A 24,799-nucleotide genomic window follows, 5' to 3' on the forward strand; every position below is an offset into this window, starting at 1 on the left:
GTTGCGCTTTCGAAACGGCTTGGGGCTGCTTCCAAGGCCGTGTTTTTACGTTCCTATGAAAGAGACTTCACATGAACACTGACGACATGACGATGCATGACGCATTGACCTTTCTGCACGAAGGGACCGACCGGCAAGGCCCCGGCGATGATGCGTTTTCCTTAGAGATACTCAGGCGGCTGCCAGATATGCCACCGACCTGCTCCATCGCGGATTTGGGATGTGGCACGGGCATTGCCAGCTTTCTGCTCGCCGATCATTTTCGGCAGCCGGTCTTATGCGTGGATACCTCCGAGGCGTTTCTGAGCGCTTTGGCCGAAGAGGCCGCACGTCGCGAGATGACGCATCTGATCACCCCGCTTTGCATGGATATGGGGGCGCTTGACCCAGAGCTATATCAGTTCGACCTGCTGTGGTCCGAAGGGGCGGCCTATAACCTGACCTTCGATGGGGCGATGCGCCGCTGGCGGCCGCTGATGGCGGAGGACGGTATTGCCGTCGTCTCGGAGATGAGCTGGTTCGGACCCGACCGTCCGCAGGAGGTTCTGGACTATTGGGGCGAAGCCTACCCTGAAATGGCCAGTGAGGCGGCCAATATCGCCACGGCGAAACGGCATGGGTTTGACCTCTTGTTCACCGAGCGCCTGCCTGCGCGAGCATGGTGGGCGACCTACTACGATCCGCTTCTCAAGCAGCTTGAGGTCCATGCCGCTTCTGCGTCGAAGACGATGCAAGAGGCCATCTCGGACACGCGACGAGAGATCGACCTCTTCCGGCAATACGCGGCCTATTACGGGTACAGCTTCTATGTGTTGAAGGCCGTCTGACCCGATCACGAGTGGCTGCTGTGACCGCGCCGTAAAAACAAGAAAGGCCCGCATACATCGCGGGCCTTTCGACTGTCTGACGATCGGCGGATCAGTTCGGGATCTCGCCGGTGATGCCTTCGATGTAGAAATCCATCCCCGCCAGGGTGCCATCATCGGCCACTTCGCCCTCGGCCAGCCAGGCGGTGCCGTCTTGCCGGTTCAGCGGGCCGGTGAAGGGGTGATAGCTGCCATCGGCAATGCTGTCGGCAAGCGCTTGGGCCGACGCGCGGACCTCTGCCGGGATGCGCTCGGAGAACTCACCCAGCTCCACCATGCCGGGCGCTATGCCGTCCCAGGTATCGACGCTTTCCCAGGTGCCATCCATCACGGCCTGGGTCCGGTCGATGTAATAGGGCGCCCAGTTGTCGATGATCGAGGCGACGCGCGGGAAGGGGGCGAATTGCTCCATATCCGAGGCTTGACCGAAGGCCACAACTTCGGCCTCTGCGGCCACGGTCATGGGCGCGGTGGAGTCGGTGTGCTGCATGATCACATCGGCACCTTGATCGACCAGCGCCTGGGCCGCGTCGGCTTCTTGCGCCGGGTCAAACCAGGTATAGACCCAGACCACGCGGAATTCGACATCCGGGTTCACCGCGCGGGCATGGTGATAGGCCGCGTTGATACCCCGGATCACTTCGGGGATCGGGTAGGACGCGATGTAGCCGACGATATTGCTCTCGGTCATATGACCCGCGATATGGCCGATCACGGCACGGCCTTCATAGAAACGCGCCGAATAGGTCGAGACGTTCGGATGATCGCGGCGATACCCGGTGGCATGTTCAAAACGCACGTCGGGGAAGCGTTCGGCCACAGCGTTGGTCGCATCCATATAGCCAAACGAGGTGGTGAAGATCAGGTCGGCGCCGCTCAGCACCATCTGCGTCATCACCCGTTCCGCATCCGCGCCTTCCGGCACGTTCTCGACATAGGAGGTTTCGACGGCGTCGCCGAAATGCTCTTCGACGGCGAGGCGCGACTGATCATGTTCATAGGTCCAGCCCAGATCGCCGATCGAGCCGACATAGACAAAGCCGACCTGCAGCGGGTCGTCTTGGGCCATGGCCGGTGCTGCCAAGCCCAGGGCCAGCGCAGCGCTGGCTAGGGTTTTGAGGGTTGCATTCATTCCAGTGTCTCCTTGTTGGACGTTTTTTCTGTGTCAGATGGGGTGCTCTCATCAACCTCGTATTTGTCCGCTTCTAATAGGGCGGTTGTGATGATGGCGGCTGGCCCGGCGACAATGCCGAGTCCAATAAAGAGGACCAGTGTGGTGAAGAGGCGCCCACCAAGCGTGATCGGCACCAGATCGCCGTATCCCACCGTGGTGAGCGAGGCGACCGCCCACCAAAGCGACATCGGGATCGAGGAAAACGCCTCGGGTTGGACCGGGTGCTCGAAGACATAGATGCCTACGGCTGAGACATAGAGCATCATGCCCGCCAGAACGCCAAACACGGTCAACTCGCCTTTGACGGCCTGAAAGGCGCGGGCCATCCGGTCGAGGGCGCGGGAGGTGCGGAAGAGCTTCAACAAACGGATCAGCCGCAGAAGCCGCAGCACCCGAACGGCGGTCCATTGCGGTTGCAGAAGCGCCAAAAGCGGCAAGATCGCCAGAAGGTCGATCAGCCCCCAGAAGCTGAAAATATAGCGCAGAGGGCGGGGGGCGCAGATCACGCGGGTTCCGTATTCCAATGCGAAGATCACCAAGACCACGATCTCGAACAGGCCGAGTAAGCGATGCGCCTGATCCGAAAGTGTCGGCATCGTCTCGACCGCGATGGCGATGGCCGAGAGCAGGATCAACCCGTTGAGCGCCAAAGCCACGGCGCGGCTGTCGCCCGGGTGGGTGCCGTCGAGCAGCTGGATGATCTTGGCGCGTCGCATCAGCCTCCCTAACCGCTGGCATGGAATACCTTGCCAAGCGCTGCGGGCGCGCTCATCGCGGCCCGGGTTTTGTCCGACGAGATAATGACCAGAACGATTATTGTCACGAGATAAGGCGACATATCGAGCAGCATGACGGGGATGTTGATCTCCGCCGCTTGCAGCCGCAGTTGCAGGGCGGCGATGCCGCCAAAGAGATACGCCCCGATCAGCGCGCGCCAGGGTTTCCAAGACGCGAACACCACGATGGCGAGCGCAATCCAGCCCGCGCCAGCGGTCATGCCCTCGGTCCAGGACGGCACGCGCACCAGCGACAGATAGGCCCCGCCAAGCCCCGCACAGGCCCCGCCAAAGAGGATCGCATAGATCCGGATCCGGATCACTTTATAGCCAAGCGCATGGGCCGCATCATGGCTTTCCCCCACGGCCCGCAAGATCAGACCCATCCGGGTGTGCCGCAGCACGTACCAGACGGCGGCGACCAGAAGGACCGAGAAATAGATGATCAGATCATGGCCAAAGAGGATCGGCCCGGCGACGGGAATGTCGCGCAGCGCTTGCGGGAAGAGATCGGCCGTCAGCGGCGGGTTGATGCCGGAGTATTCCTCGCCCATCAGCGACGAGAGGCCAAGGCCGAAAAGCGTCAGCGCCAGGCCAGTGGCGACCTGATTGGACAAGAGATACTGCGTCAGAAACGCGAAGATCAGCGACAGGATCGCCCCGCCGATCGCGCCGGCGATAAAGCCAAGCCAAGGCGAGCCAGTATTGACCGCGATGATGAAGCCCGAGATCGCGCCGACAATCATCATCCCCTCAACGCCAAGGTTCAGCACGCCAGATTTCTCAACAACCAGTTCACCAATGGCGGCAAGCAGGATCGGGGTCGAAGCGCCGATCAGCGCCACGATCAGGGTAACTGGATCGATGCCCATCATGCGCCTACCTCCGCCCGTTTGATCCGGACCCGGTAGTTCGACAACACGTCGAGCGCGAGGAGGAAGAAGAGCAACATCCCCTGGAAGGCCTGGATCGCAGAGGCGGGCAGGCCGAGCATCAATTGCGCCAACTCCCCGCCGATATAGGTGAGCGCCATGAGCAGCCCGGCCAGCAGGATGCCCACCGGGTGCAACCGGCCCAAAAACGCGACGATGATCGCCGTGAAGCCGTAGCCGACGTTGAAATCAATGCTGATCTGTCCCGCCGGGCCCGCCACTTCGAACAGACCCGCCATGCCCGCCAGCGCGCCGGAGACACCCAAGCAGAGGATGATCAGCCGGGTTGGGTTCACGCCCGCGAATTTCGCGGCGCGCGGCGCCTGACCGGCCAATTTGATCTGATAGCCGAGCACATGCCGGTTCAGGAGGATATAGGCGAAGATCACCGCGATGAAGGCCGCGACCACGCCCCAATGCATACCCGTCCCCGCAATCAGTTCCGGGTTGTCCGTCCCCGGGTGTTGGCTGAGGTTCCGGCTCCCCGGAAATCCGCGCCCCTCTGGGTTGCGCAGGAAACTCGTGGCAGCCGAGGCCAGGATCGCTTCGGCCACATAGACCAGAAGCAGCGACACGAGGATTTCATTGGTGCGAAACCGTGTCCGCAGCACCGCGGGGATCATCGCCCAGGCCCATCCGCCAAGTGCACCCGCGATCACCATGCCGGGCAGGATCAGCGGGTTTTCTGACGGATAGAAGGCCAGCCCGAACCCTGCGCCGCAGATCGCGCCGATGATATACTGCCCCTCCGCCCCGATGTTCCAAATCCCGGCGCGGAAACCGAGGCTCAGCCCAATCGCGATGAGGATCAGCGGCCCGGCTTTCACCAAGAGTTGCGGGCGCGAGAAACTCGCGAAGCGCTCGTCAAACAAAGGATCCCAGAAGATGATCCGGATCGCCTCCACCGGGTCTTGGCCCAAGAGCGCAAACATGATCCCGCCAGCGATCATCGTCAGGATAACGGCCACGATGGGCGTCGCGATGATCCAGGCGCGCGATGGCGTCGGGCGTTTTTCAAGCCGGACCATGGGCCACCTCCGCCTCATGCATGTCATGCGCGCCGCCAAGCATCAGTCCGATCTCCTCCATCGAGAGTTCGCGCGCGGGCCGCGGTGCCGAGAGCCGCCCCTCGTTCAAGGCGCAGAACCGATCCGAGATTTCCAAGAGCTCATCCAGATCCTGGCTGATGCAGATCACCGCCGCGCCACCTTGGGCGAGGTTCAAAATCGCCTGGCGAATATCGGCTGCGGCGCTGGCATCGACGCCCCAGGTCGGTTGGTTGACCACCAAGACGCGCGGGGCCTGCAATATCTCTCGTCCGATCACGAATTTCTGGAGGTTCCCGCCCGAAAGCGCACGCGCCGCGACATGGGTGCCGGGCGTCCGCACGTCGAACTCGGCCACGACCTGTTCGGCAAACCCAGAGGCCCCGGCCCAATCGAGAAACCCGTTCCGGTCCAAACCTTGGCGCAACCGCGCGGTCAAAATGGCGTTTTCGGTCAGGCTCATATCGGGCGCGGCGGCGTGGCCCAAACGCTCTTCGGGCGCGCAGAGCAATCCTAGCTTCCGCCGCTCATTCGGGCCAAGCGCGCCAACCGATGCGCCTTCGAGTGTGATTGCGTTGGGTGTGACACGCGCTTCGCCAGAGAGCGCGGCCAGAAGCTCATCCTGACCATTTCCCGCAACGCCGCCGATGCCCAACACCTCGCCCGCGCGCAGTTCCAGCCCGATATGGCGAAGCGGCGTGCCGAAGGGTGTGGCGGGGTCGAGCGACAGGCCCGTGACCTTCAACAACACCTCGCCCTGCTCCGCCGCCGCGCGCGCCGGGGCGGCCAGCGATTTGCCAACCATCAACTCGGCCATATGCGCCGCCGATACCTCGCTTGGCGTGCATTCGGCCACGACCTTGCCCAAGCGCAGCACCGTCGCCGCATCGCAAAGCGCGCGGATTTCCTCAAGCTTATGAGAAATATAGAGAATGGCCGTTCCCTCGGCGCTGAGCTTCCGCAAGGTGTGGAACAGAATTTCCACCTCCTGCGGCGTCAAAACGCTGGTCGGTTCATCCATGATCAAGAGTTTCGGGTCTTGCAAAAGACAGCGGATGATCTCCACTCTTTGCCGTTCACCGGCGCTCAGATCGCCGACCAAGCGGTCGGGGTCGAGTGGCAGGCCATAGGTCTCGCTGACCTCGCGGATTTGCGCCGCCAGATCGCGCGGCTTTGGCGGGTTCTCCATGCCAAGCGCGATGTTTTCGGCCACATTCAGCGCCTCAAACAGGCTGAAATGTTGAAACACCATCGCGACGCCGGCACCACGTGCCGCCCGGGGTTCGGCGGGCGTGTAAGCCGCACTTTCCAGTGTCATCGTGCCGGCATCGGGCCGGACCAGCCCATAGATCATCTTCACGAGCGTGGATTTTCCCGCGCCGTTTTCGCCCAGAAGGGCGTGAACCTCGCCCGGCTGAATCTGGAAAGAGACCGCATCATTGGCGACGACCCCTGGATAGGCCTTGGTCAGCCCATCGATGGTCAATAGCGCCGTCACGCGCGCCGTCCTGTCCGCAAATGCGTCGGTGCTGAGTCTTTAAGCATCTGCCCATTTAGTAGCTCTGCGGCCACCCCTACGGCAATGGCTTGCGGGTGTTTGCCTAGGTTTGGGTCGCCAATTGGGCAGGCGATGCGCGAAATTTGAGCATCGCTGTGACCCAAATCGCTAAGTCTAGAGCGAAACCGGGCCTTCTTGGTCGCACTGCCAATAAATCCGCAACTCTGGAAGGGTTGGCTCAGCACGGCATGGCAGAGCGCGAAATCCATCTCATGGGCATAGGTCATGATCAGATGATGCGCCTCAGCCGGGGCGTGTCGCACGACCAGTTCCGGCTTGGCGGCGGGCAGGGCGGTCACGCCATCCGGCAGCGGGTCGGGGAAACGTTCCGGGCCGGTATCGATCCAGGTGAGCGCAAAATCCGGGAGCGGTGCCATGATATTGGCCAGGGCACGCCCCACATGCCCCGCGCCGTAGAGCCAGAGCGATTGCTGTGGCTGGGCCAGGGGTTCGATGAACCAATCCGCGATATGAAGCGGCGCTTCGACCCCGGCGGCGATCGCGCGATCCACGGCTTCGGGGCGGCCAGGATGGGCCATGACCGGATGCGCATGCGGGAAGTCTTGCGGCAGTTGATCGGGCAGGAAACGCTCGAAAGACAGCGTCACCGCGCCGCCGCAGCATTGGCCAAGCGCCGGGCCAAGGGCGAAGGTTTTGGCGGAATGAGGGATCTCGCGGTCGAGATTCTTGCGCGCCATGGCGGCGGCATCATATTCCAACCGCCCGCCGCCGATGGTGCCCGATTGCCCGCCGGGCCAGACCAGCATGGCGGTGCCCACGTCGCGCGGCGTCGACCCCTTTATGTCGACGATCACAACACGGCAGACCGGCCCATGCGCCGCAACGGCGCGTTCCAAACCGGCCAGATCAAAGCTCATGCCCGCGCCCTTCCGATAGCGCGGAGCACCTCTTCCGCCGTCGCGGGGGCTTGCAGATCGGGATAGCTCGGTCCGCTGGCCGCGCAGGCATCACCCAAGGCTGAGAACACACTGATCCCCAACATAAACGGTGGCTCGCCCACGGCTTTGGAGCGGTAAATCGTCTCCTCCCGGTTCGGTTGATCCCAAAGCGCGACGTTGAAAATGTCGGGCCGGTCGGAACAGGCCGGGATTTTGTAGGTCGATGGCGCATGAGTTTTGAGCGCGCCTTTCGCATCCCAAACCAGTTCCTCGGTGGTCAGCCAGCCGGCGCCCTGCACGAAGCCACCCTCGATCTGGCCGATATCGAGCGCGGGGTTCAGCGACGCGCCTGCATCATGCAGAATGTCGGTCCGCAAAATCCGGTTCTCACCGGTCAGCGTATCGATCACCACTTCGGAACAGGCCACGCCATAGGCGAAATAGAAGAAGGGCCGGCCTGTACCCGCGATCCGGTCCCAGGCGAGTTTGGGGGTCTTGTAGAACCCGGTGGCGCTCAAAGAGACCCGGGCGAGATAGGTTTTCGACACCGCTTCCTCAAACGGCATTTCGGCCCCGTTTGCGCGGACCATCCCGTCTTCAAACACAATCGCGCTGGGCTCTGCCTGCAAATCCTGGGCCACCACCTCGGCGATCCGCGATTTGATCTCATCGCAGGCGAGCTGCACCGCCATGCCGTTCAAATCACTGCCGGAGGAGGCCGCCGTCGCGCTGGTATTCGGCACTTTTCCGGTATCGGTCGCGGTGATTTTGACCCGATCGAGGCCGACGCCAAACCGATCCGCCGCGACTTGCGCCACCTTCTGAAACAGGCCCTGACCCATCTCGGTCCCGCCATGGTTCATGTGGATCGAGCCATCTTGATAGACATGCACCAAGGCCCCGGCCTGGTTCAGATGCGTGAGCGTGAAGGAAATCCCGAATTTCACCGGTGTCAGCGCGATGCCCTTCTTCAAGATCGGCTCGCGCGCGTTCCAGTCCGCCACCTCTGCCCGCCGCTTGGCATAGTCGCAACGCGTGGCCAGCGCCTCCGTCATCTCATGGAGGATGAAATCCTCAACTTCCATCCCGTAAGGCGTTGTGTTCTCCAACGCCTGCACGGCATCTGGCGAATGCGCACCCCCAAACCGTTCCGCCCGCCCGGCGCTTGGGGCAACTTTAACGGACCCTTGCCCAGTGAGATCGGATGTATCGAGTGTTTTGCCCTTCTGCAGGCCCAAGACGGTGCCATCCGTGCCGGTTTCGGCTGCAGCCTCCCGGTAATAGTTGATTTGCCGCACGGCCAGAGGGTCATGGCCCAAATGCGCGGCGATATGATCAATGACGCGCTCGATCCCAACCATACCCTGCGGCCCGCCAAAGCCCCGGAAGGCCGTCGCACTTTGCGTGTTGGTCTTCAACCGATGCGAGGTGATCCGCGCGGTGGGCAGCAGATAGGCATTGTCGGCATGCAGCATCGCCCGATCCGCCACCGGCAGCGATAAATCCATCGCCCAACCGCAGCGGACATAATGGGTGAAATCCACCCCCGCGATCCGCCCATCATCGTCAAATCCAACCCGATAGGAGACCCTGACATCATGCCGCTTGCCGGTGATCAGGAAATCATCATCCCGGTCATAGCGCATCTTGCAGGGCCGCCCGGTTGCTTTCGCGGCCACGGCACAGGCCACCGCCAGATGATTGCCCTGGCTCTCCTTCCCGCCAAATCCGCCCCCCATGCGGCGCACCTCAACGCGGACGCCATGCATCGGGATCCCCAATGCATCGGCCACCTTGTGCTGAATCTCGGTCGGGTGCTGGCTGGAGGAATGGACGATCATATCGCCGCCTTCTTGCGGCAGTGCCAGCGCGGCCTGCCCCTCGAGATAGAAATGCTCCTGCGCCCCGATCTCGATCTGGCCGTCAAGCACATGGGCTGCTTCGGAAAGCGCCGCCTCCACATCTCCTTTGCGGTAAACGCGCGGCCCGTCTTCGAAAATCGACCCCGCCGCGAGCGCCTCATCCACAGTCAAGATCGCGGGCGCTTCGTCATAGGTGACCGAACCCAAGGCCGCCGCCTTTCGCGCGGCCAAATGGCTCTCGGCCACCACCAGGAACAGCGGCTGGCCAAGATAATGCACCGTTCCGTCGCTCAACAGTGGCTCGTCGTGAAGCGAGGGCGAGCAATCGGGGATCACGTCGAAATCCGCGCCCGACATTGCCGCAACAACACCAGGGGCCGCGCGCACCGCATCAAGCTCCATCGCGGTGACCGTTCCGGCGGCAATTCGGCTGATCCCAAAGGCCAGATGCAAACAGTCTGCGGGCGTGGGGATGTCATCGACATAGCGCGCGGCACCGGTCACATGCAGGCGCGCTGCATCATGGGGCAGGGGTTTTGCAACGCTCATGCCGACACCCCCAACACATCCGCCGCCACGCCCCGATCCTCCTGGAAATAGCGCAGCAGCATGTTCCGAGCGGCCTCAAGCCGATACGCCGCCGAGGCGCGCATATCACTCATCGGCGTGTAATCCTCGGCAAACCGGCCCATCGCGGCCCGGATCGTCGCGTCGTCCCACGGCTGGCCGTCCAAGGCGGCTTCCACCCTGATGGCGCGTTTCGGCGTGCCCGCCATGCCGCCGAAAGCGATCCGAGCCGAGGTCACAACACCATCTTCTACAAGAATATGGAAGCAGCCACACACCGCCGAGATATCCTGATCGAACCGTTTCGACAGTTTGTAGCAGCGCAAGCGATCCGCCTGCACGGGCAGCGAAATCGCCTCTACGAATTCGCCGGGCTGCCGATCTTGCTTGCCGTAATCGAGGAAGAAATCCTCCAAAGGTATGTCACGTCGCGCGTCTCCTTTGCGGAGATGCAGCCGGGCGTCGAGGGCGATCAAAGCTGGCGGGCTGTCTCCAATCGGGGAGCCATTGGCGATGTTGCCGCCGACGGTTGCGGCGTTGCGGACCTGGACCGAGCCATAGCGCCGGATCATCTCGGCAAAGCTCGGATGCGGGTCCGCCATGAACGCCCCAAGCTCGGTGAGGCTGGTCATTGCGCCGATCCGGATGGTCTCTCCATCCGATGTGATCCCGCGCAGATCATCGCATTGGCCCAAAAGCGCAACCGGGGCTAGATCGCGCAATTGCTTCGTCACCCAAAGCCCGACATCGGTCGCCCCGGCGATCAAGGTCGCATCGGGATGCGTGACATACCAATCCGCCAGATCATCGGCGGAGGTCGGGAGATAGGGCGCGTTTTGCCCGGCGGATACTGCGCCAACCCCATCCAGCCCCATCGCCTCCACGGCTTCGGCATCCGCCGACATCCACTCCGGCACTGGCTCACGCGCCGCAGCCTCCGCGGCCCGTACGATCGGTGCATAGCCGGTGCAGCGGCAGAGATTGCCCGCCAGTTGATCATCGAAATCGAGCCGCCCGTTCAGATGCGCGACCGCCATCGAGACCACAAAGCCAGGCGTGCAAAACCCACACTGGCTGCCGTGATGGGCCACCATCGCCTGTTGCACCGGATGCAAATCGCCATCGGGGCCCGCGATCCCCTCGACCGTGCGCACGGCCTTGCCCGCCAGTTGCGGCAAGAACAAGATGCACGCGTTCAACGCCTTGGATCCGCCCGCATCGGTGACCATCACCGTGCAGGCCCCGCAATCGCCTTCGTTACAGCCCTCTTTCGTGCCGGTCAGCCCGCGACGCTCGCGCAGCCAATCCAGCAGCGTGGTGGTCGCCGACGCGTCAACCGCCACAGGTTCCCCATTCAAAAGAAACCGGATGCTCATGAAATATGCCCGCCGCGTTACCCTATACGGGTGGTCATCCGGCCTTCGATGCGGCGTAGAAGGCGGCCCGTTTCCCTGTCGACCGCGGGCCAGAAAAGCCGGAAATCGCCCGTTTTGCAAGCTTTGCGTGTGTCTTGGGCGTTAAGAGTGGCGGCATCTGCCTACAATTTGGGCGCGTTGATTGGTGCCGGTGCCCCTCGGTCTGGGGGCTGTCATACATGGAACAATGGCGCGCCTCGATTGGCGGCCTTGGTCCCTGTATGCGGAGATGCGCGATCATGGCCGGCCCAACATGTTATCCCCAAGATCGGGTGGTCATCGCGGTGGCGCACCCCATCATCCTGCGGTAGCCTCGCCGTCATGACCGAGCAGCCCCGATTCATCCATCTCCGCCTTCACACCGAGTATTCGCTTCTTGAAGGGGCGATGCGGGTCAAGAAATTGCCGGGAATGGCGGCGGGCGCCGGGATGCCCGCGGTTGCCGTGACCGACACGAACAACATGTTCTGCGCCTTGGAGTTTTCCGAGACCGCAGCCAAGGCGGGCATTCAGCCGATCATCGGCTGCCAGGTCGACCTGCTCTATGACGAAGTGGCGCAAGGTGAACGGGCGCGAGACCCTGCGGCTTTGGTTCTGCTGGCGCAGAATGCCGCCGGGTATGAGAACCTGATGAAGCTCAACTCCTGCCTCTATTTGCGCGGGGATGGGAGCCTGCCGCATGTGACTTTGGCCGAGCTCGAAGCCCACGCCGGCGGTTTGATCTGTCTGACCGGCGGTCCGGATGGGCCGCTTGGCCGTCTGATGCAGGATAATCAGCGGGCCAAGGCCGAGGCGCTTCTGGCCCGGTTGGCCGCGGCCTATGCGGACCGGCTCTATATCGAGTTGCAACGCCATCCGCGTGACGATGCCAGCGCCCCTGAAGCCGAGCGACTGACCGAAGAATGGTTCGTCGAAACCGCCTATGCACGCGGGTTGCCGCTGGTGGCCACCAATGATGCCTATTTCCCGAAACCCGATATGTACGAGGCCCATGATGCGCTGATCTGCATCGCGCAGGGCGCTTATGTCGACCAACAAGAGCCGCGCCGCCGCCTGACGCCGCAGCATTACTTCAAGACGCCGGAAGAGATGGCGGTGCTGTTTGCCGATCTGCCAGAGGCGCTTGAAAACACGGTCGAGATCGCACGTCGGTGCGCCTTTCGGGCGCGAACGCATGATCCGATCTTGCCGCGCTTTGCCGAGAACGAAGTGGAGGAGCTGCGCCGTCAGTCCCATGAAGGACTGAAAGACCGGCTTTCGGTGATCGAACCCGCCGCCTCGGTCGAGGCGTATGAGAAACGCCTCGATTTTGAGCTTGGGATCATTGAGGGGATGGGTTTCCCCGGCTACTTCCTGATCGTGGCCGACTTCATCAAATGGGCGAAGGATCATGACATCCCCGTCGGGCCAGGGCGGGGTTCGGGCGCGGGCAGTCTCGTGGCCTATGCGCTGACTATTACCGATCTGGACCCGCTGCGGTACTCTTTGCTGTTTGAACGGTTCCTGAACCCCGAACGGGTCTCGATGCCCGATTTCGACATCGATTTTTGCATGGATCGGCGCGAAGAAGTCATCCGCTACGTCCAGGAGAAATACGGGCGCGACAAGGTTGGGCAGATCATCACCTTTGGTGCGTTGCTCAGTAAGGCCGCCGTCCGCGATGTGGGCCGCGTCCTGCAAATGCCGTTTGGCCAAGTCGATCGCCTGTCGAAAATGATCCCGGTCGAAGGTGTAAAACCCGTCTCGATCGAGAAGGCATTGGCCGATGAGCCCCGCCTGCGCGAAATGGCGAAAGAAGAGGAGGTGGTTGATCGGCTTCTGACCTATGGCCAGCAGGTCGAAGGGCTGCTCCGCAACGCCTCTACCCACGCCGCCGGGGTGGTGATCGGCGACCGTCCGCTCGACGAATTGGTCCCGCTTTATCAGGACCCTCGGTCCGACATGCCCGCCACGCAATTCAACATGAAATGGGTCGAACCTGCGGGTTTGGTGAAGTTCGACTTCCTGGGCCTGAAAACCCTGACGGTGGTGCAGAATGCCGTCGATCTTCTAGAAGAACGTGGGATCGAGATCGACCCGGGGATGATCCCCCTCGATGACGAGAAAACCTACAAGCTCTACGCCTCCGCCAAAACGGTCGCGGTGTTTCAGGTGGAAAGCTCGGGCATGATGGATGCGCTGCGGCGGATGAAGCCGGATTGCATCGAAGACATCATCGCCCTTGTTGCGCTCTATCGTCCGGGCCCGATGGAGAACATCCCGAAATTCTGCGAGGTAAAAAACAACCTTTCTGACCGCGAATTGCTGCACCCGACGATCGACCATATCTTGGACGAAACCCAAGGCATCATCGTCTATCAGGAACAGGTGATGCAGATCGCCCAAGAGATGGCGGGTTACTCGCTTGGCGGCGCTGATTTGCTGCGCCGGGCCATGGGCAAGAAGATCCAAGAAGCGATGGATGCCGAGCGCCCGAAATTCCTGAAAGGCGCGGCCGAAAACGGGGTGGATAAAGCCAAGGCCACCGAAGTTTGGAACCTGCTCGATAAATTCGCCAATTACGGCTTCAACAAATCCCACGCCGCCGCCTATGCGGTTGTGAGTTACCAAACCGCCTGGTTGAAAGCCAACTACCCCGTCGAGTTCATGGCTGCGGTGATGAATTGCGACATCCACCTGACGGATAAATTAGGCGTTTACAAACAAGAGGTTGACCGGCTTGAGATCGAAACGATCCCACCTTGCGTAAACCGCTCGTCGGCCAGCTTCGCGGTAAAAGACGGCAAGGTGGTCTATGCCCTCGGCGGGCTCAAGAATGTCGGTGTCGAAGCGATGAAACTGATCGAAGAGGCCCGTGGCGAGACGCCCTTCGCCACCCTGTTCGATCTCGCCCGCCGCGCCGACCTCAAACGTATCGGCAAGCGCTCTTTGGAAATGCTCGCCCGCGCGGGCGCATTCGATGAGTTGGACCGCAACCGTGCGCGCGTATTCGAAAGCCTCGACGCGCTCACGGCCTATTCTGCGGCGACCCATGATCAACGCGCCTCTGATCAGGTGTCGCTTTTTGGTGAGGCGGGCGATGACTTGCCCGAACCCCGCCTGCCGACGCGCGACGACTGGTTGCCGAATGAACGGCTCGCCAATGAACATATGGCGATCGGGTTCTACCTCTCCGGCCACCCGCTTGACGACTACATGCCGTCCCTGAAGCGCAAAGGTTGCTTGACACTCGCCGAGGTCGAGAACCGGGTTCAGGGCGGGGCTTTCGTTGCGAAAATGGCCGGCGCGGTCTCCGGTCGTCAGGAGCGGAAAAGCCAGCGCGGCAATCGGTTTGCCTTCGTACAGCTCTCCGATCCCACCGGCCTTTATGAGGTCACCATGTTCAGCGACGTGCTGGAGACCGCCCGCGAGCATCTCGACACCGGGGCCAATGTCGTCTTGCAGGTCGAAGCGACGCAGGAGGGTGACAGCCTCAAGCTCCTTGCCCGCGGTGTTCAACCGGTGGACGACAATATCGCTGGGGATATCGGCGCGGGCTTGCGTATCTTCGTGGAAGAGCCCGAGGCGATCCCGAGCGTTGCGGGTCTTCTGGAGCGCGCCAAAGGCGAAGGTAAACTCAAGGGGCGCGGCCCGGTGCATCTCTGCCTGATGGACCCCGATCTGCCGGGTGAAGTCGATGTGCTTCTGGGCGAGGATTTCCCAGTAAACCCTCAGATCAAAGGCGCGTTGAAAAGCCTCGGCGGTGTGATGATGGTGGAGGAGGTCTAGCGACAGGCGGAGACCTGCCTTCCACGACTGGTCTTGCGCTTCCTCTATGGCCCCTTGTCGCGACGCGCCTCGCTGCCTAAACCCTGCACGACCTCAGGGAGCGCCATATGACCGATACCGCCGCCTTCGACCCCGCCTGTTTCCAGCCCCTGGATAACACGCGGCTTTTCCCTGAACGTACCGATGCGCCGCCAAAAATCCTGTTGCTCTATGGCTCGCTGCGAGATCGCTCTTACAGCCGTTTGATGTCGGAGGAAGCGGCGCGCGTTCTGGATCGTTTTGGTGCCGAGACCAGAACCTTCGACCCAACCGGCCTGCCACTCCCGGATTCAGCCGAACCGGATCACCCGAAGGTGCAAGAACTGCGTGACCTCGTGACGTGGAGCGACGGGATGGTTTGGTGCTCACCCGAACGTCACGGGGCAATGTCGGGTATCATGAAAGCGCAGATCGATTGGATTCCGCTGTCGATGGGCGGCGTCCGCCCGACGCAAGGAAAGACTTTGGCGGTCATGCAGGTCTGCGGCGGCTCGCAAAGCTTCAACGCGGTCAACCAACTCCGCATTCTCGGCCGTTGGATGCGGCTTGTCACGATTCCAAACCAATCCTCTGTTGCCAAAGCCTGGCAGGAGTTTGATGAGGCGGGCCGAATGCGCCCTTCGCCCTATTACAACCGCATGGTCGATGTGATGGAGGAGTTGGTGAAATTCACCTGGATGACCCGCGACAATCGCGACTACCTGCTGGATCGGTATAGCGAGCGAAAAGAGAGCCGGGCCGAGCTATCAAAACGGGTGAACGCGCCACAGGCAATTGGCGAATAGCTTCGCGCCCCTACCAATGCGGCGGCTTTTGATCGGCGAGCGGCACCGTCCCGCCGCCGTCGACCTCGCGCTCCGCCTCGCGCATCATCAGCATCTCCACCCGCCGGGTCAGTGTGGCAATGTCCGCGTCTTGCCGGGCGACGACCTCTGAGAGATCCTCCACCGTCCGCACCAGATGGGCGATCTGCTCCTCCAATTCCGCTTGGCTCGTCATATCAGACCCTCGTACCCCATCTGCTTTCCATACATATCCGTTCCATGCCGGAACCATACCATTTCCATACGGCCCGTTTCACCGCAACCTTGCCCCGACCGGCCCCCTCGGCTACACGTCCCGCGACCCTCAAATCCGGACGTGACCACCCATGGCCAAAGTGAAGAAACAACCCCGCCCCAAGGCCGAAACGCCGAAAGGGTTCCGGGACTATTTCGGCGCGGAAGTGACCGAACGCAACGAGATGTTGCGGGTGATCGCCGAGGTCTACAACCGCTATGGCTTCGACCCGCTGGAAACCTCCGCGGTGGAAACGGTCGAGGCGTTGGGCAAGTTCCTGCCCGATGTGGATCGCCCGAACGCAGGCGTTTTTGCCTGGCAGGAGGAGGAGGGCGACTGGCTGGCGCTGCGCTATGATATGACCGCGCCCCTGGCCCGCGTCGCCGCCCAGTTCCGCAACGACCTGCCCAACCCCTATCGCCGCTTCACCATGGGGCCCGTCTGGCGCAATGAGAAGCCAGGGCCGGGGCGGTTTCGGCAGTTTTATCAATGTGATGCGGATACCGTTGGCTCTGCCTCGATGGCCGCAGATGCCGAGATTTGTGCGATGCTGGCCGACACGCTGGAGGCGGTTGGCATCCCGCGTGGCGACTTCATCGTGCGGGTGAACAATCGCAAAGTTTTGAACGGCGTGATGGAGGTCGCAGGCCTCTCCGGGGATGACAAAGAGGCCGAGCGGGGCATTGTCTTGCGCGCCATCGACAAGCTGGATCGGCTCGGCGAGACCGGCGTTCGCGCCCTGCTTGGCGAAGGTCGTGAGGATGAGTCCGGCGATTATACCAAAGGGGCCGGTTTGGCTCCGGACCAAGCCGAGATCATAATGGGGTTCATGGCCGCCAAGCGCGAAACGGGCACCGCCACGGTCACGCGCCTGACCGAGCTGGTGCAAGGCTCCGAGATCGGCGCGCAGGGTGTGCAAGAGCTTGAAACCATTGCGGAACTCTTGGCCGCGCAAGGCTATGGCCCGGATCGAATTGAGATCGACCCGAGCGTTGTGCGCGGCCTCGGCTATTACACAGGGCCGGTTTATGAGGCGGAACTGACCTTCGAAATCAAAGACGAAAAAGGCCGCCCTCGACAGTTCGGCTCGGTTGCCGGCGGGGGCCGCTATGATGACCTGGTGAAGCGCTTCACGGGCCAGGAGGTTCCAGCGACCGGGATCTCGATCGGGGTCGACCGTTTGCTGGCCGCATTGCGCGCCAAGGGCCGGATCGGCGGCGCAGCGCAAGGCCCGGTGATCGTGACGGTGATGGATCGCGACCGGATGGGCGATTATCAATCGATGGTCGCAACCTTGCGCCAGGCCGGTATTCGGGCCGAGGTCTATCTGGGCAATCCGAAGAATTTCGGTAACCAGTTGAAATACGCCGATAAACGCGAAAGCCCTGTGGCGATTATCCAAGGCTCTGACGAAGCCGCGCGCGGTGTCGTGCAGATCAAAGACTTGGTTCTGGGCGCGCAGATTGCCCAAGATGCGACACTGGAAGAATGGAAGTCCCAACCCGCGCAACGCGAAGTGCCGCTGGCCGATTTGGTCGCCGAAGTCCGCAGCATTCTGGACCGTCAGGCGTGAGCGACAAAGCGGCGATCCGGGCCGAAGCCGCGCGGCTTCAGGCGTTTTTCCAGGCCTCGGGCGCGGTGCCGGTCGAGGCCGATCTATTGCAACCCGCCGACACGCTTCTCGACCTTTATGGTGAGGATATCCGCGCGCGCGCTTACACCACCCATGACCCCGACCGGGGTGAGTTGATGTTGCGCCCGGATTTCACCGTGCCGGTTGTGCAGAGGCACATGGAAGAGGGGGCGGAGCCCGCGCGCTATACCTATCTGGGCGAGGTGTTCCGTAAGCAACCCGCCGGGGCCAATCGGGCCAGTGAATATCTGCAAGTTGGGTACGAGATATTCGACCGAAGCAATCCGGCAGGGTCCGATGCCGAAGTGTTTGCGCTCTTCTCCGAAGTGCTTTCGCCGCTTGGCCTGCGCCCTGTGACGGGCGATATCGGTATCCTCCTGGCGGCGGTCGATAGCCTTTCGACAACAGAGCGCCGCAAACGGGCGTTGCGCCGCCATATCTGGCGGCCAAGGCGATTCCGGGTGCTTTTGGACCGATTCACGGGGCGGAAACCAGCGCCTGCGGGTCGGGCTGAGCTTCTGAAAGCGGCCGATAACGGTGTCGAAACCCTGATCGCGGCGGCAAGCCCTAATATCGGGTTGCGCAGCCCCGGCGAGATCGCGCGCCGGATCGAATTGCTCCAAGAGGAGGCAATGGCGGAGCCGATCGGCTCGGCCGAGGCCGAGGTTTTGGATGTCATCCTCTCCCTGCGCGAGACGCTGACCAACGCCCATGAACATCTGCGCGACATCGCGGTTGATTTGCCAGGGATCAGCCATGCGGTGGCTCGGATGGCACGCCGGATGGAGGCGCTCGACGCCGCAGGGATCGATGTGGCGGGGTTGGCGTTCGAGGCGAGCTATGGCCGCACGAATATGGAGTATTACGACGGGTTCGTCTTTGGCTTCTTGGCCGATGCCCGCCCTGATATGCCGCCGGTTGCAACCGGTGGACGGTACGACGCGCTCTGCCATGTTTTGGGCGGCGGGCGCGATATTCCCGCCGTTGGCGGCGTGATCCGGCCCGAATTGGTGCAGCATCTGCACAGCCATTTGGCGGAGAATGCGCGATGAGCTTGAAACTCGCTGTCCCCTCCAAAGGTCGCCTGATGGAGAAGACCTTCGATTGGTTCGCGGCCCGTGGCATCGTGATGCAACGGAGCGGATCGGATCGAGAATATGCCGCGCGTGTGGACGGTGCGGATCTGCAATTGCTGCTGCTTAGCGCATCGGAGATTCCGCGCGAGTTGCAGGCCGGGCGGATTCATCTGGGCGTCACGGGCAGTGATTTGGTCCGCGAGCGTATCCCGCTTTGGGAGCAGGTTGTGGCTGAGCTGGCGCCGATGGGGTTCGGGTTTGCCGATCTGGTGATTGCCGTGCCGAAGCTTTGGGTCGATGTTGAAACGCTCGATGACCTGGATGCCGCCGCTGCCGATTTCCGCGAGGCGCATGGGTTCCGGTTGCGCATTGCAACGAAATATCACCGCCTGGTGCGCGAGTTTCTGCAAGATTCGGGCGTGGCCGATTATCAATTGGTCGACAGCCAGGGCGCGACAGAAGGCACTGTAAAACACCAAACCGCCGAAGCGATTGCGGACATCACCTCCACCGGAGAGACCTTGCGGGCGAACCACTTGAAAATCCTGAGTGACGGATTGGTGCATCGCAGCCAGGCGACGTTGTTCAAATCCCGGGCAGCGCCTTGGGATGACGATATCCGTGCCGCATTGCACACGCTTCAGGATAAGCTCGAATTGCTCTGACCTGCTGCCTCGCCTAGGTTGGCGGAAGGGGGTTCGCGCGGCGTCGGTGCTGTCGGCCCAACTTGCCAGTTCAGGAGCTGTGAATGGCTGTTTTCCTTGCCGCGCTGCCGCTGATGACCGTGTTGGTCGCGATGGTGGTGTTGCGTTGGTCGGCGGCGGTGGCAGGAGCGTTGGGCTTAACCCTGGCGCTGATCTTGGCGCTTGGCTGGATCGGACCGTTTGATTTGGCGGAGGCGGCGCCAGTGCCGCGTCTGCAGGCCGGGATGGGTGTCTTCGCAGAGGCGCTGTATTCGACCATCGCCATTTTGTGGATCATCCTGCCGGCGCTGGCGCTTTATGAGTATCTCCAACGAACCGGTGCAGCGGAGCGCATCCGCAGCGCCCTCGCGGGTTTGACAGAAGACCGGCGATTGCAGGCGATCCTGATCGGCTGGTTTTTCGGATTGTTCATTGAAGGCGCGGCCGGGTTCGGTACGCCCGTGGCCTTGGCCGCGCCGCTCTTGGTGGGGCTCGGCTACGCGCCGGTGCGGGCCGTGTCTTTGGCGCTTTTGGGCCATGCGGCGGGGGTCTCCTTTGGGGCTGTGGGCACGCCGACGCTGGCGCAATTGGAGGTGTCGGGCTTGGAGGCCAGCGCGTTGGCGGGGCGTGTCGCGCTGCTCCATGCCGCGCTTGGCTGGATTCTGTTGCTGCTGATGGTCCGGCTGGCGGGCGAGGGGCCGCTGCGCCGCTCAGACCTCATGTGGTCAGCGCTGGCCGCGATCTGTTTTTTCGTCCCGTTCCTGGCGCTTGCCACTCTGACCGGACCGGAAGTGCCCAGCCTCGGCGGCGCGCTGTTGGGTGGCTTCGTCTTTATCCTGCTCCTGCGTCGCCAAGGCCAGTCGCGACCATTCGAGGCGCGGGCCCTGCTGCCTGATCTGGCGCCTTATCTGCTGATCGTCGGGTTGGTGTTGATCACGCGGTTGATCGCACCGGTGCAGGAGGCGTTGCGCGGGTTGGATCTGGCTTGGGTCCTGCATGGCAGCTTTTCCGGTAGTTTCCAGCCGCTCTACCATCCGGGCAGTTTGATGTGGTTGGGCCTGATCCTTGGCGCGCTTTTGACCGCGCGTATGGCGAGCGTCGGTCCTTCGGTGCGTGCGGCCCTCCGCCGATTGGTGCCGGTCAGCGCCGCGCTTTTGGTGATGCTGTCACTCTCGCGGGTCTTGGTGCATTCCGGGATGATCGGGGCGCTCGCCGAAGCGGCGGCGGGCACTGGGGCCGTTTGGCCGATCCTCGCCCCGGCTGTCGGGGCCTTGGGCACCTTCATCACTGGGTCAGCCACGGCCTCCAACATCCTCTTTACCGAGCTGCAATTGGCGGCGGCGGAAAGCCTGTCTCTGCCCGCGATCACCATGGCGGCGGCGCAGGGTTTCGGCTCGGCGATTGGCAATATCATTGCGCCGCATAACATCATCGCGGGCGCCGCGACCGTCGGCTTGATCGGCCGCGAAGGGGAGGTCCTGTCACGCACGCTTGGGGCGGCGGCGCTTTACATGCTCCTGGGTGGTCTGGCGGTCCTTGGGCTGACTTTGATGGCGTGAGCGTCAGCGCACCCCGATCTCGGCCAGCGCGGATTGCAGAGCGGGCGGCAGGCTGTCTTCATGGCTCCGCGCCGCGCTCAAGTCGCTTGGCGCGTCCGAACCTGGCAGATAGCGCCAGCCCTGAAACGCGCGTTTGGGCGTTGCCTCCACCCGCACAAGCATCGGATCGAGGACGATGCCACAGCGGGTGATCCCGTCGCCGCGATCCACTTCATCAAGCCGCAAAATGCGCTGCCGGGCGAGGATAACGCCTTTGATCACCCAATAGATCGACCCGCCGTCCAGCAGCTCTTCCGCGCGTTTTGGCCACATCCGCGTGACATGGCGTGGCAATCCATCGGGGCCTTGCGCGCGGGTGCTTGCCTGCCAGTCGGCCAAGCCTTCGACATGCTCGGTGCCGACAGAAAGCTTGATGAGATTGAGATTCGCAGCCATAGCTATATATCTAGCGATCTACCGCAAAAGGCCACAAGGTTTGGTAGACTTATCCACAGAACGCTGCTAGTTTCGTAACCCCACCGCGCCCAGGGAGCTGCCGCCAATGTCCCGCTTTTCCGCCCCAATTGCTGAACAAATCTGGGATATGAAGTACCGGCTGAAAGAGGCCGACGGCACCCCCATTGATCAGACCGTCGAGGATACTTGGCGCCGCATCGCGCGGGATCTGGCCTCCGTCGAGGCCGATCCTGCGGTTTGGGAAGAGCGGTTCTATGCCGCGCTGGAGGATTTCAAATATCTCCCTGCTGGCCGGATCACGGCGGGCGCAGGGACGGGCCGGGCGGTCACACTCTTCAATTGCTTCGTCATGGGCACGATCCCTGACAGCATGGGGGGGATTTTCGATAATCTGAAAGAGGCCGCCTTGACCATGCAGCAAGGCGGCGGCATCGGCTATGACTTCTCCACAATCCGACCGAAAGGCGCGGATGTGAAAGGGGTCGCGGCGGATGCGTCGGGCCCGCTCAGTTTCATGGATGTGTGGGACGCGATGTGCCGCACGATCATGTCGGCGGGCTCCCGGCGTGGCGCGATGATGGCGACGATGCGCTGCGATCATCCCGATATCGAGGATTTCATCACCGCGAAATCTGACCCGGCGCGGCTCCGGATGTTCAACGTGAGCGTGCTGGTGACGGACCCATTTATGGAGGCGGTTAAGGCCGATACTTCCTGGGATTTGGTTTTTGACGGTAAAGTCTATCACACGGTTGAGGCCCGTGATCTGTGGAACAAGATCATGCAGTCGACCTATGACTATGCTGAGCCGGGCGTGATCTTCATCGACCGGATCAACGCGGCCAACAACTTGAACTATGTCGAAGAGATCGCGGCAACGAACCCCTGCGGGGAGCAGCCTTTGCCACCCTATGGCGCGTGTTTGCTTGGCTCGGTGAACCTTGCCCGCCTTGTGGCGAACCCGTTTGAGGCGACGGCGCATCTGGACGAAGCGGCGCTGGACGATCTGGTGCGCGTGGCGATCCGAATGATGGACAATGTGGTCGATGCCAGCCGCTTCCCGCTCGAACAGCAAGCGCAGGAGGCGCAGGCCAAGCGCCGGATCGGGTTGGGCGTGACAGGCCTTGCCGATGCGCTGTTGATGTTGGGCTTGCGCTATGGCTCCGATGATGCTGCCGCGCAGACCGAAGCTTGGATGCAGCAGATTGCCCGCGCGGCCTATCTCGCTTCCGTCGATCTGGCGAAGGAGAAAGGCAGTTTCCCACTCTTTGACGCCGATGGCTTCCTGGCCTCCGGCAATATGAGGCATATGGACGAGGATGTGCGCGACGCGATCCGGCAGCATGGCATCCGCAACGCGCTTCTGACCTCCATCGCGCCGACCGGCACCATTTCGCTTTATGCTGGCAATGTGTCCTCCGGCATCGAACCGGTTTTTGCCTATAGCTACACCCGCAAAGTACTGCAGCGCGACGGCTCGCGCACCGAAGAAGAGGTGGAGGATTACGCGGTCCAGCTTTGGCGCGAAAAATTCGGTGATATCGACCTGCCGGATCATTTCGTGAATGCGCAAACCTTGCCGCCCGCGGATCACGTGAAAATGCAGGCTGCGGCGCAGCGCTGGATCGACAGCTCGATTTCGAAGACGATCAATTGCCCCGAGGATATCAGCTTCGAGGATTTTAAAGACGTCTATATGCAAGCTTGGGACAGCGGTTGTAAGGGCTGCACCACCTACCGGCCCAATGATGTGACGGGGTCTGTTTTGAGTGTCTCTGAGACTGAAGAGAAGCCCGCCGGTGCGGTGGCGGAACAAGTCGGCGCAGCAGGGGAGGTGGTTTACATCTCCGAACCGCTGGACCGCCCGCAATCGCTGGAAGGGCAGACCTACAAGCTGCGTTGGCCCGAGAGCAGCCATGCGATTTACATCACGATCAACGACATTGTGCAGAACGGCCACCGTCGTCCATTCGAGGTCTTTATCAACTCCAAGAATATGGAACACTTTGCCTGGACCGTGGCGTTGACCCGGATGATCTCGGCGGTGTTCCGGCGCGGCGGCGACATTTCTTTTGTCGTCGAGGAGTTGAAAGCCGTGTTCGACCCGCGCGGCGGCGCTTGGATGAATGGTAAATACGTGCCCTCCATACTGGCGGCGATTGGCGGCGTGATCGAGCGGCACTTGATCTCGATCGGGTTTATCGATGGCGAGGGGATGGGGCTGAAATCCGACCCTCAGGCCGAGGTGATGGAGGTCGGCGCTCGCCCACGCGGGCCGGTCTGTTCCTCATGTGGCAGCCATGAGATGCGGATGATCGAGGGCTGCCTGACTTGTGCAGATTGCGGATATTCCAAATGCGGCTAGCCGCGCCGCGGCGCTCGTGCTAATTTCGCCATAATTCTGAAATACGCCACAAAAAAAACGATGGCGACAGATATGGGGCAGTTCGTATGATCCGAGGCATCCGCTTTGCGGTGTTTACCTTTATTGCTGTGCTTTTAGGGCTCAGTCCCGCGCTTGCGCAGGGCCGAGAGACACTCGGCGTGGCGCGCGTTTTCAATAATGACTGGATTGGTGATGCCGAAGATCGATGGCGCACCGGGTCTTATTCATTCTCCTTCATCCGTGGCCCAGAATGGCAGGGCCAGCTGAGCCCGCGCTTGGGGGATGTCGTCGAGTATCGGTTTCGGGCTGAGATCGTGGCGCCAAACAATCTGGGCAACCCAAACCCGGCGGATCGGCTTTATGCAGGCACGCTAAGCGCAGGGGCGCATCTGCATTTCGATTGGTACGGATTTGATGTGGCTGCGGGCGCCGATATCGCGATGATTGGAGAGCAAACCGGCCTACGTGGTGTGCAATCTTCGATCCACGATGTGCTCAGCTTGCCACAGCTGAATGTAGAGAATTTCCAGATCGATAACGGCGTCTTTCTGCACGGAACGCTCGAGATCGCGCGAGATATTCACTTCAACGGCGGCGCGATCCGACCCTTTGTCGAGTTGCAAGCGGGGGTCGAGAATATGGCGCGCGCAGGGGTCGATCTGACATTCGGCGGCTTTGGCGATGGTGGTCTTCGTGTGCGCGATGTTGTCTCAGGGCAGCGGATAAATGGCGTTAACGCCTTGGACGATCAGGGTTTTTCCTATCTCGTCGGCGGAGATGTGGCCTTTGTCGATAGTTCCGAACTCTTGCCCGCGGAGCGGGGATATGAGGTGGAGGATCAGCGATATCGCTTGCGCGCCGGAGTCAATTACGGGATCGGTGAGACAAATATCTTCTATGGCATGACATATCTGTCCGAAGAGTTTGTTGGTCAGCACGAAGGCCAAGTCGTCGGGTCTCTTACGCTCGGATGGGTGTTTTAGGCAAACCCGCTCTTCCCTCGGCGAATCGGTTCTGTTAGCATTTGCTCAGAACAGGCTGAAAA

The 24,799-nt window shown here is 61.8% G+C and carries 19 protein-coding genes; 9 read left to right on the forward strand and 10 right to left on the reverse strand.

Going from position 1 to position 24,799, the window contains the following annotated elements:
- The first annotated feature begins 71 nt into the window (after positions 1–71).
- Positions 72–827, forward strand: a complete 756-nt coding sequence (locus GTF44_RS03645; protein WP_171557591.1) for a cyclopropane-fatty-acyl-phospholipid synthase family protein — start codon at positions 72–74, stop codon at positions 825–827.
- Positions 828–918: 91 nt separating this feature from the next.
- On the opposite strand, the gene GTF44_RS03650 is transcribed toward GTF44_RS03645, so the two are convergent.
- The 8 genes from GTF44_RS03650 to xdhA are packed head-to-tail and all read right to left on the reverse strand — an operon-like array spanning position 919 to position 11,056.
- On the reverse strand, positions 919–1,998 hold the full coding sequence (locus tag GTF44_RS03650; RefSeq protein WP_145211825.1) for a BMP family ABC transporter substrate-binding protein: 1,080 nt from the start codon (positions 1,996–1,998) through the stop codon (positions 919–921).
- Positions 1,995–2,756, reverse strand: a complete 762-nt coding sequence (locus GTF44_RS03655; protein WP_171557593.1) for an ion transporter — start codon at positions 2,754–2,756, stop codon at positions 1,995–1,997. The genes GTF44_RS03650 and GTF44_RS03655 overlap by 4 nt, the downstream gene beginning before the upstream one ends.
- 8 nt (positions 2,757–2,764) lie before the next feature.
- On the reverse strand, positions 2,765–3,688 hold the full coding sequence (locus GTF44_RS03660; protein WP_145217292.1) for an ABC transporter permease: 924 nt from the start codon (positions 3,686–3,688) through the stop codon (positions 2,765–2,767).
- Entirely contained in the window at positions 3,688–4,776 is a 1,089-nt protein-coding gene (locus GTF44_RS03665; protein ID WP_145211820.1) for an ABC transporter permease, read from the reverse strand. Before GTF44_RS03665 ends, GTF44_RS03660 begins: the two co-directional genes overlap by 1 nt.
- Positions 4,763–6,292, reverse strand: coding sequence for an ATP-binding cassette domain-containing protein (locus GTF44_RS03670; RefSeq protein WP_171557595.1), 1,530 nt, complete (start codon positions 6,290–6,292; stop codon positions 4,763–4,765). Before GTF44_RS03670 ends, GTF44_RS03665 begins: the two co-directional genes overlap by 14 nt.
- Positions 6,289–7,230: a xanthine dehydrogenase accessory protein XdhC gene (gene xdhC, locus GTF44_RS03675; protein ID WP_171557596.1), complete on the reverse strand. Its 942-nt coding sequence runs from the start codon at positions 7,228–7,230 to the stop codon at positions 6,289–6,291. The genes GTF44_RS03670 and xdhC overlap by 4 nt, the downstream gene beginning before the upstream one ends.
- Positions 7,227–9,662: a xanthine dehydrogenase molybdopterin binding subunit gene (xdhB, locus tag GTF44_RS03680; protein ID WP_171557598.1), complete on the reverse strand. Its 2,436-nt coding sequence runs from the start codon at positions 9,660–9,662 to the stop codon at positions 7,227–7,229. Before xdhB ends, xdhC begins: the two co-directional genes overlap by 4 nt.
- Complete coding sequence (gene xdhA, locus GTF44_RS03685) at positions 9,659–11,056, reverse strand: xanthine dehydrogenase small subunit (RefSeq protein ID WP_171557600.1); 1,398 nt, start codon at positions 11,054–11,056, stop codon at positions 9,659–9,661. The genes xdhB and xdhA overlap by 4 nt, the downstream gene beginning before the upstream one ends.
- 360 nt (positions 11,057–11,416) lie before the next feature.
- Here xdhA and dnaE point away from each other — a divergent pair, with 360 nt between their 5' ends.
- Both dnaE and arsH read left to right on the forward strand, forming a co-directional pair.
- The gene (gene dnaE / locus GTF44_RS03690; RefSeq protein ID WP_171557601.1) at positions 11,417–14,863 is read left to right on the forward strand and encodes a DNA polymerase III subunit alpha; all 3,447 of its coding nucleotides are present in this window, start codon (positions 11,417–11,419) and stop codon (positions 14,861–14,863) included.
- A gap of 107 nt (positions 14,864–14,970) precedes the next feature.
- A complete protein-coding gene (arsH, locus tag GTF44_RS03695) occupies positions 14,971–15,687 on the forward strand; it encodes an arsenical resistance protein ArsH (protein ID WP_171557603.1) in 717 nt (238 codons plus the stop codon).
- Between the two features lie 10 nt (positions 15,688–15,697).
- Here arsH and GTF44_RS03700 read toward each other — a convergent pair whose 3' ends face one another.
- Positions 15,698–15,901, reverse strand: a complete 204-nt coding sequence (locus tag GTF44_RS03700; RefSeq protein WP_171557605.1) for a SlyX family protein — start codon at positions 15,899–15,901, stop codon at positions 15,698–15,700.
- 151 nt (positions 15,902–16,052) lie between these two features.
- On the opposite strand from GTF44_RS03700, the gene hisS reads away from it, so the two are divergent.
- From hisS to GTF44_RS03720, 4 genes are all read left to right on the forward strand, one after another.
- Positions 16,053–17,534 carry a histidine--tRNA ligase gene (gene hisS, locus GTF44_RS03705; protein WP_171557606.1) on the forward strand — a complete coding sequence of 494 codons (1,482 nt, stop codon included), beginning with the start codon at positions 16,053–16,055 and terminating at the stop codon, positions 17,532–17,534.
- Complete coding sequence (locus tag GTF44_RS03710; RefSeq protein ID WP_171557608.1) at positions 17,531–18,646, forward strand: ATP phosphoribosyltransferase regulatory subunit; 1,116 nt, start codon at positions 17,531–17,533, stop codon at positions 18,644–18,646. The genes hisS and GTF44_RS03710 overlap by 4 nt, the downstream gene beginning before the upstream one ends.
- Positions 18,643–19,335 carry an ATP phosphoribosyltransferase gene (gene hisG, locus GTF44_RS03715; RefSeq protein WP_171557610.1) on the forward strand — a complete coding sequence of 231 codons (693 nt, stop codon included), beginning with the start codon at positions 18,643–18,645 and terminating at the stop codon, positions 19,333–19,335. Before GTF44_RS03710 ends, hisG begins: the two co-directional genes overlap by 4 nt.
- Before the next feature lie 83 nt (positions 19,336–19,418).
- Positions 19,419–20,912 carry an L-lactate permease gene (locus GTF44_RS03720; RefSeq protein WP_171557611.1) on the forward strand — a complete coding sequence of 498 codons (1,494 nt, stop codon included), beginning with the start codon at positions 19,419–19,421 and terminating at the stop codon, positions 20,910–20,912.
- Positions 20,913–20,915: 3 nt separating this feature from the next.
- On the opposite strand, the gene GTF44_RS03725 is transcribed toward GTF44_RS03720, so the two are convergent.
- Entirely contained in the window at positions 20,916–21,347 is a 432-nt protein-coding gene (locus GTF44_RS03725; RefSeq protein WP_171557613.1) for a DUF1489 family protein, read from the reverse strand.
- Between the two features lie 106 nt (positions 21,348–21,453).
- On the opposite strand from GTF44_RS03725, the gene GTF44_RS03730 reads away from it, so the two are divergent.
- Together GTF44_RS03730 and GTF44_RS03735 are read left to right on the forward strand one after the other, a co-directional pair.
- A complete protein-coding gene (locus tag GTF44_RS03730) occupies positions 21,454–23,733 on the forward strand; it encodes an adenosylcobalamin-dependent ribonucleoside-diphosphate reductase (RefSeq protein ID WP_171557615.1) in 2,280 nt (759 codons plus the stop codon).
- 86 nt (positions 23,734–23,819) lie between these two features.
- Positions 23,820–24,737, forward strand: a complete 918-nt coding sequence (locus tag GTF44_RS03735; RefSeq protein WP_171557617.1) for a lipid A-modifier LpxR family protein — start codon at positions 23,820–23,822, stop codon at positions 24,735–24,737.
- Positions 24,738–24,799: the final 62 nt, after the last annotated feature.

This window comes from Roseobacter sp. HKCCD6576-2 (assembly GCF_013179285.1).
Taxonomy (GTDB): domain Bacteria; phylum Pseudomonadota; class Alphaproteobacteria; order Rhodobacterales; family Rhodobacteraceae; genus Rhodophyticola; species Rhodophyticola oceani.

What these genes read in the sequence shown, in the direction of transcription:
- xdhB (WP_171557598.1), bottom strand. Translation starts at nt 9,662, where the DNA reads ATGAGCGTTGCAAAACCCCTGCCCCATGATGCAGCGCGCCTGCATGTG.
- hisG (WP_171557610.1), top strand. Translation starts at nt 18,643, where the DNA reads ATGAGCTTGAAACTCGCTGTCCCCTCCAAAGGTCGCCTGATGGAGAAG.
- dnaE (WP_171557601.1), top strand. Translation starts at nt 11,417, where the DNA reads ATGACCGAGCAGCCCCGATTCATCCATCTCCGCCTTCACACCGAGTAT.
- GTF44_RS03725 (WP_171557613.1), bottom strand. Translation starts at nt 21,347, where the DNA reads ATGGCTGCGAATCTCAATCTCATCAAGCTTTCTGTCGGCACCGAGCAT.
- GTF44_RS03720 (WP_171557611.1), top strand. Translation starts at nt 19,419, where the DNA reads ATGGCTGTTTTCCTTGCCGCGCTGCCGCTGATGACCGTGTTGGTCGCG.
- GTF44_RS03645 (WP_171557591.1), top strand. Translation starts at nt 72, where the DNA reads ATGAACACTGACGACATGACGATGCATGACGCATTGACCTTTCTGCAC.
- GTF44_RS03735 (WP_171557617.1), top strand. Translation starts at nt 23,820, where the DNA reads ATGATCCGAGGCATCCGCTTTGCGGTGTTTACCTTTATTGCTGTGCTT.
- arsH (WP_171557603.1), top strand. Translation starts at nt 14,971, where the DNA reads ATGACCGATACCGCCGCCTTCGACCCCGCCTGTTTCCAGCCCCTGGAT.
- GTF44_RS03730 (WP_171557615.1), top strand. Translation starts at nt 21,454, where the DNA reads ATGTCCCGCTTTTCCGCCCCAATTGCTGAACAAATCTGGGATATGAAG.
- GTF44_RS03665 (WP_145211820.1), bottom strand. Translation starts at nt 4,776, where the DNA reads ATGGTCCGGCTTGAAAAACGCCCGACGCCATCGCGCGCCTGGATCATC.
- GTF44_RS03660 (WP_145217292.1), bottom strand. Translation starts at nt 3,688, where the DNA reads ATGGGCATCGATCCAGTTACCCTGATCGTGGCGCTGATCGGCGCTTCG.
- GTF44_RS03700 (WP_171557605.1), bottom strand. Translation starts at nt 15,901, where the DNA reads ATGACGAGCCAAGCGGAATTGGAGGAGCAGATCGCCCATCTGGTGCGG.
- xdhA (WP_171557600.1), bottom strand. Translation starts at nt 11,056, where the DNA reads ATGAGCATCCGGTTTCTTTTGAATGGGGAACCTGTGGCGGTTGACGCG.
- xdhC (WP_171557596.1), bottom strand. Translation starts at nt 7,230, where the DNA reads ATGAGCTTTGATCTGGCCGGTTTGGAACGCGCCGTTGCGGCGCATGGG.
- hisS (WP_171557606.1), top strand. Translation starts at nt 16,053, where the DNA reads ATGGCCAAAGTGAAGAAACAACCCCGCCCCAAGGCCGAAACGCCGAAA.
- GTF44_RS03655 (WP_171557593.1), bottom strand. Translation starts at nt 2,756, where the DNA reads ATGCGACGCGCCAAGATCATCCAGCTGCTCGACGGCACCCACCCGGGC.
- GTF44_RS03650 (WP_145211825.1), bottom strand. Translation starts at nt 1,998, where the DNA reads ATGAATGCAACCCTCAAAACCCTAGCCAGCGCTGCGCTGGCCCTGGGC.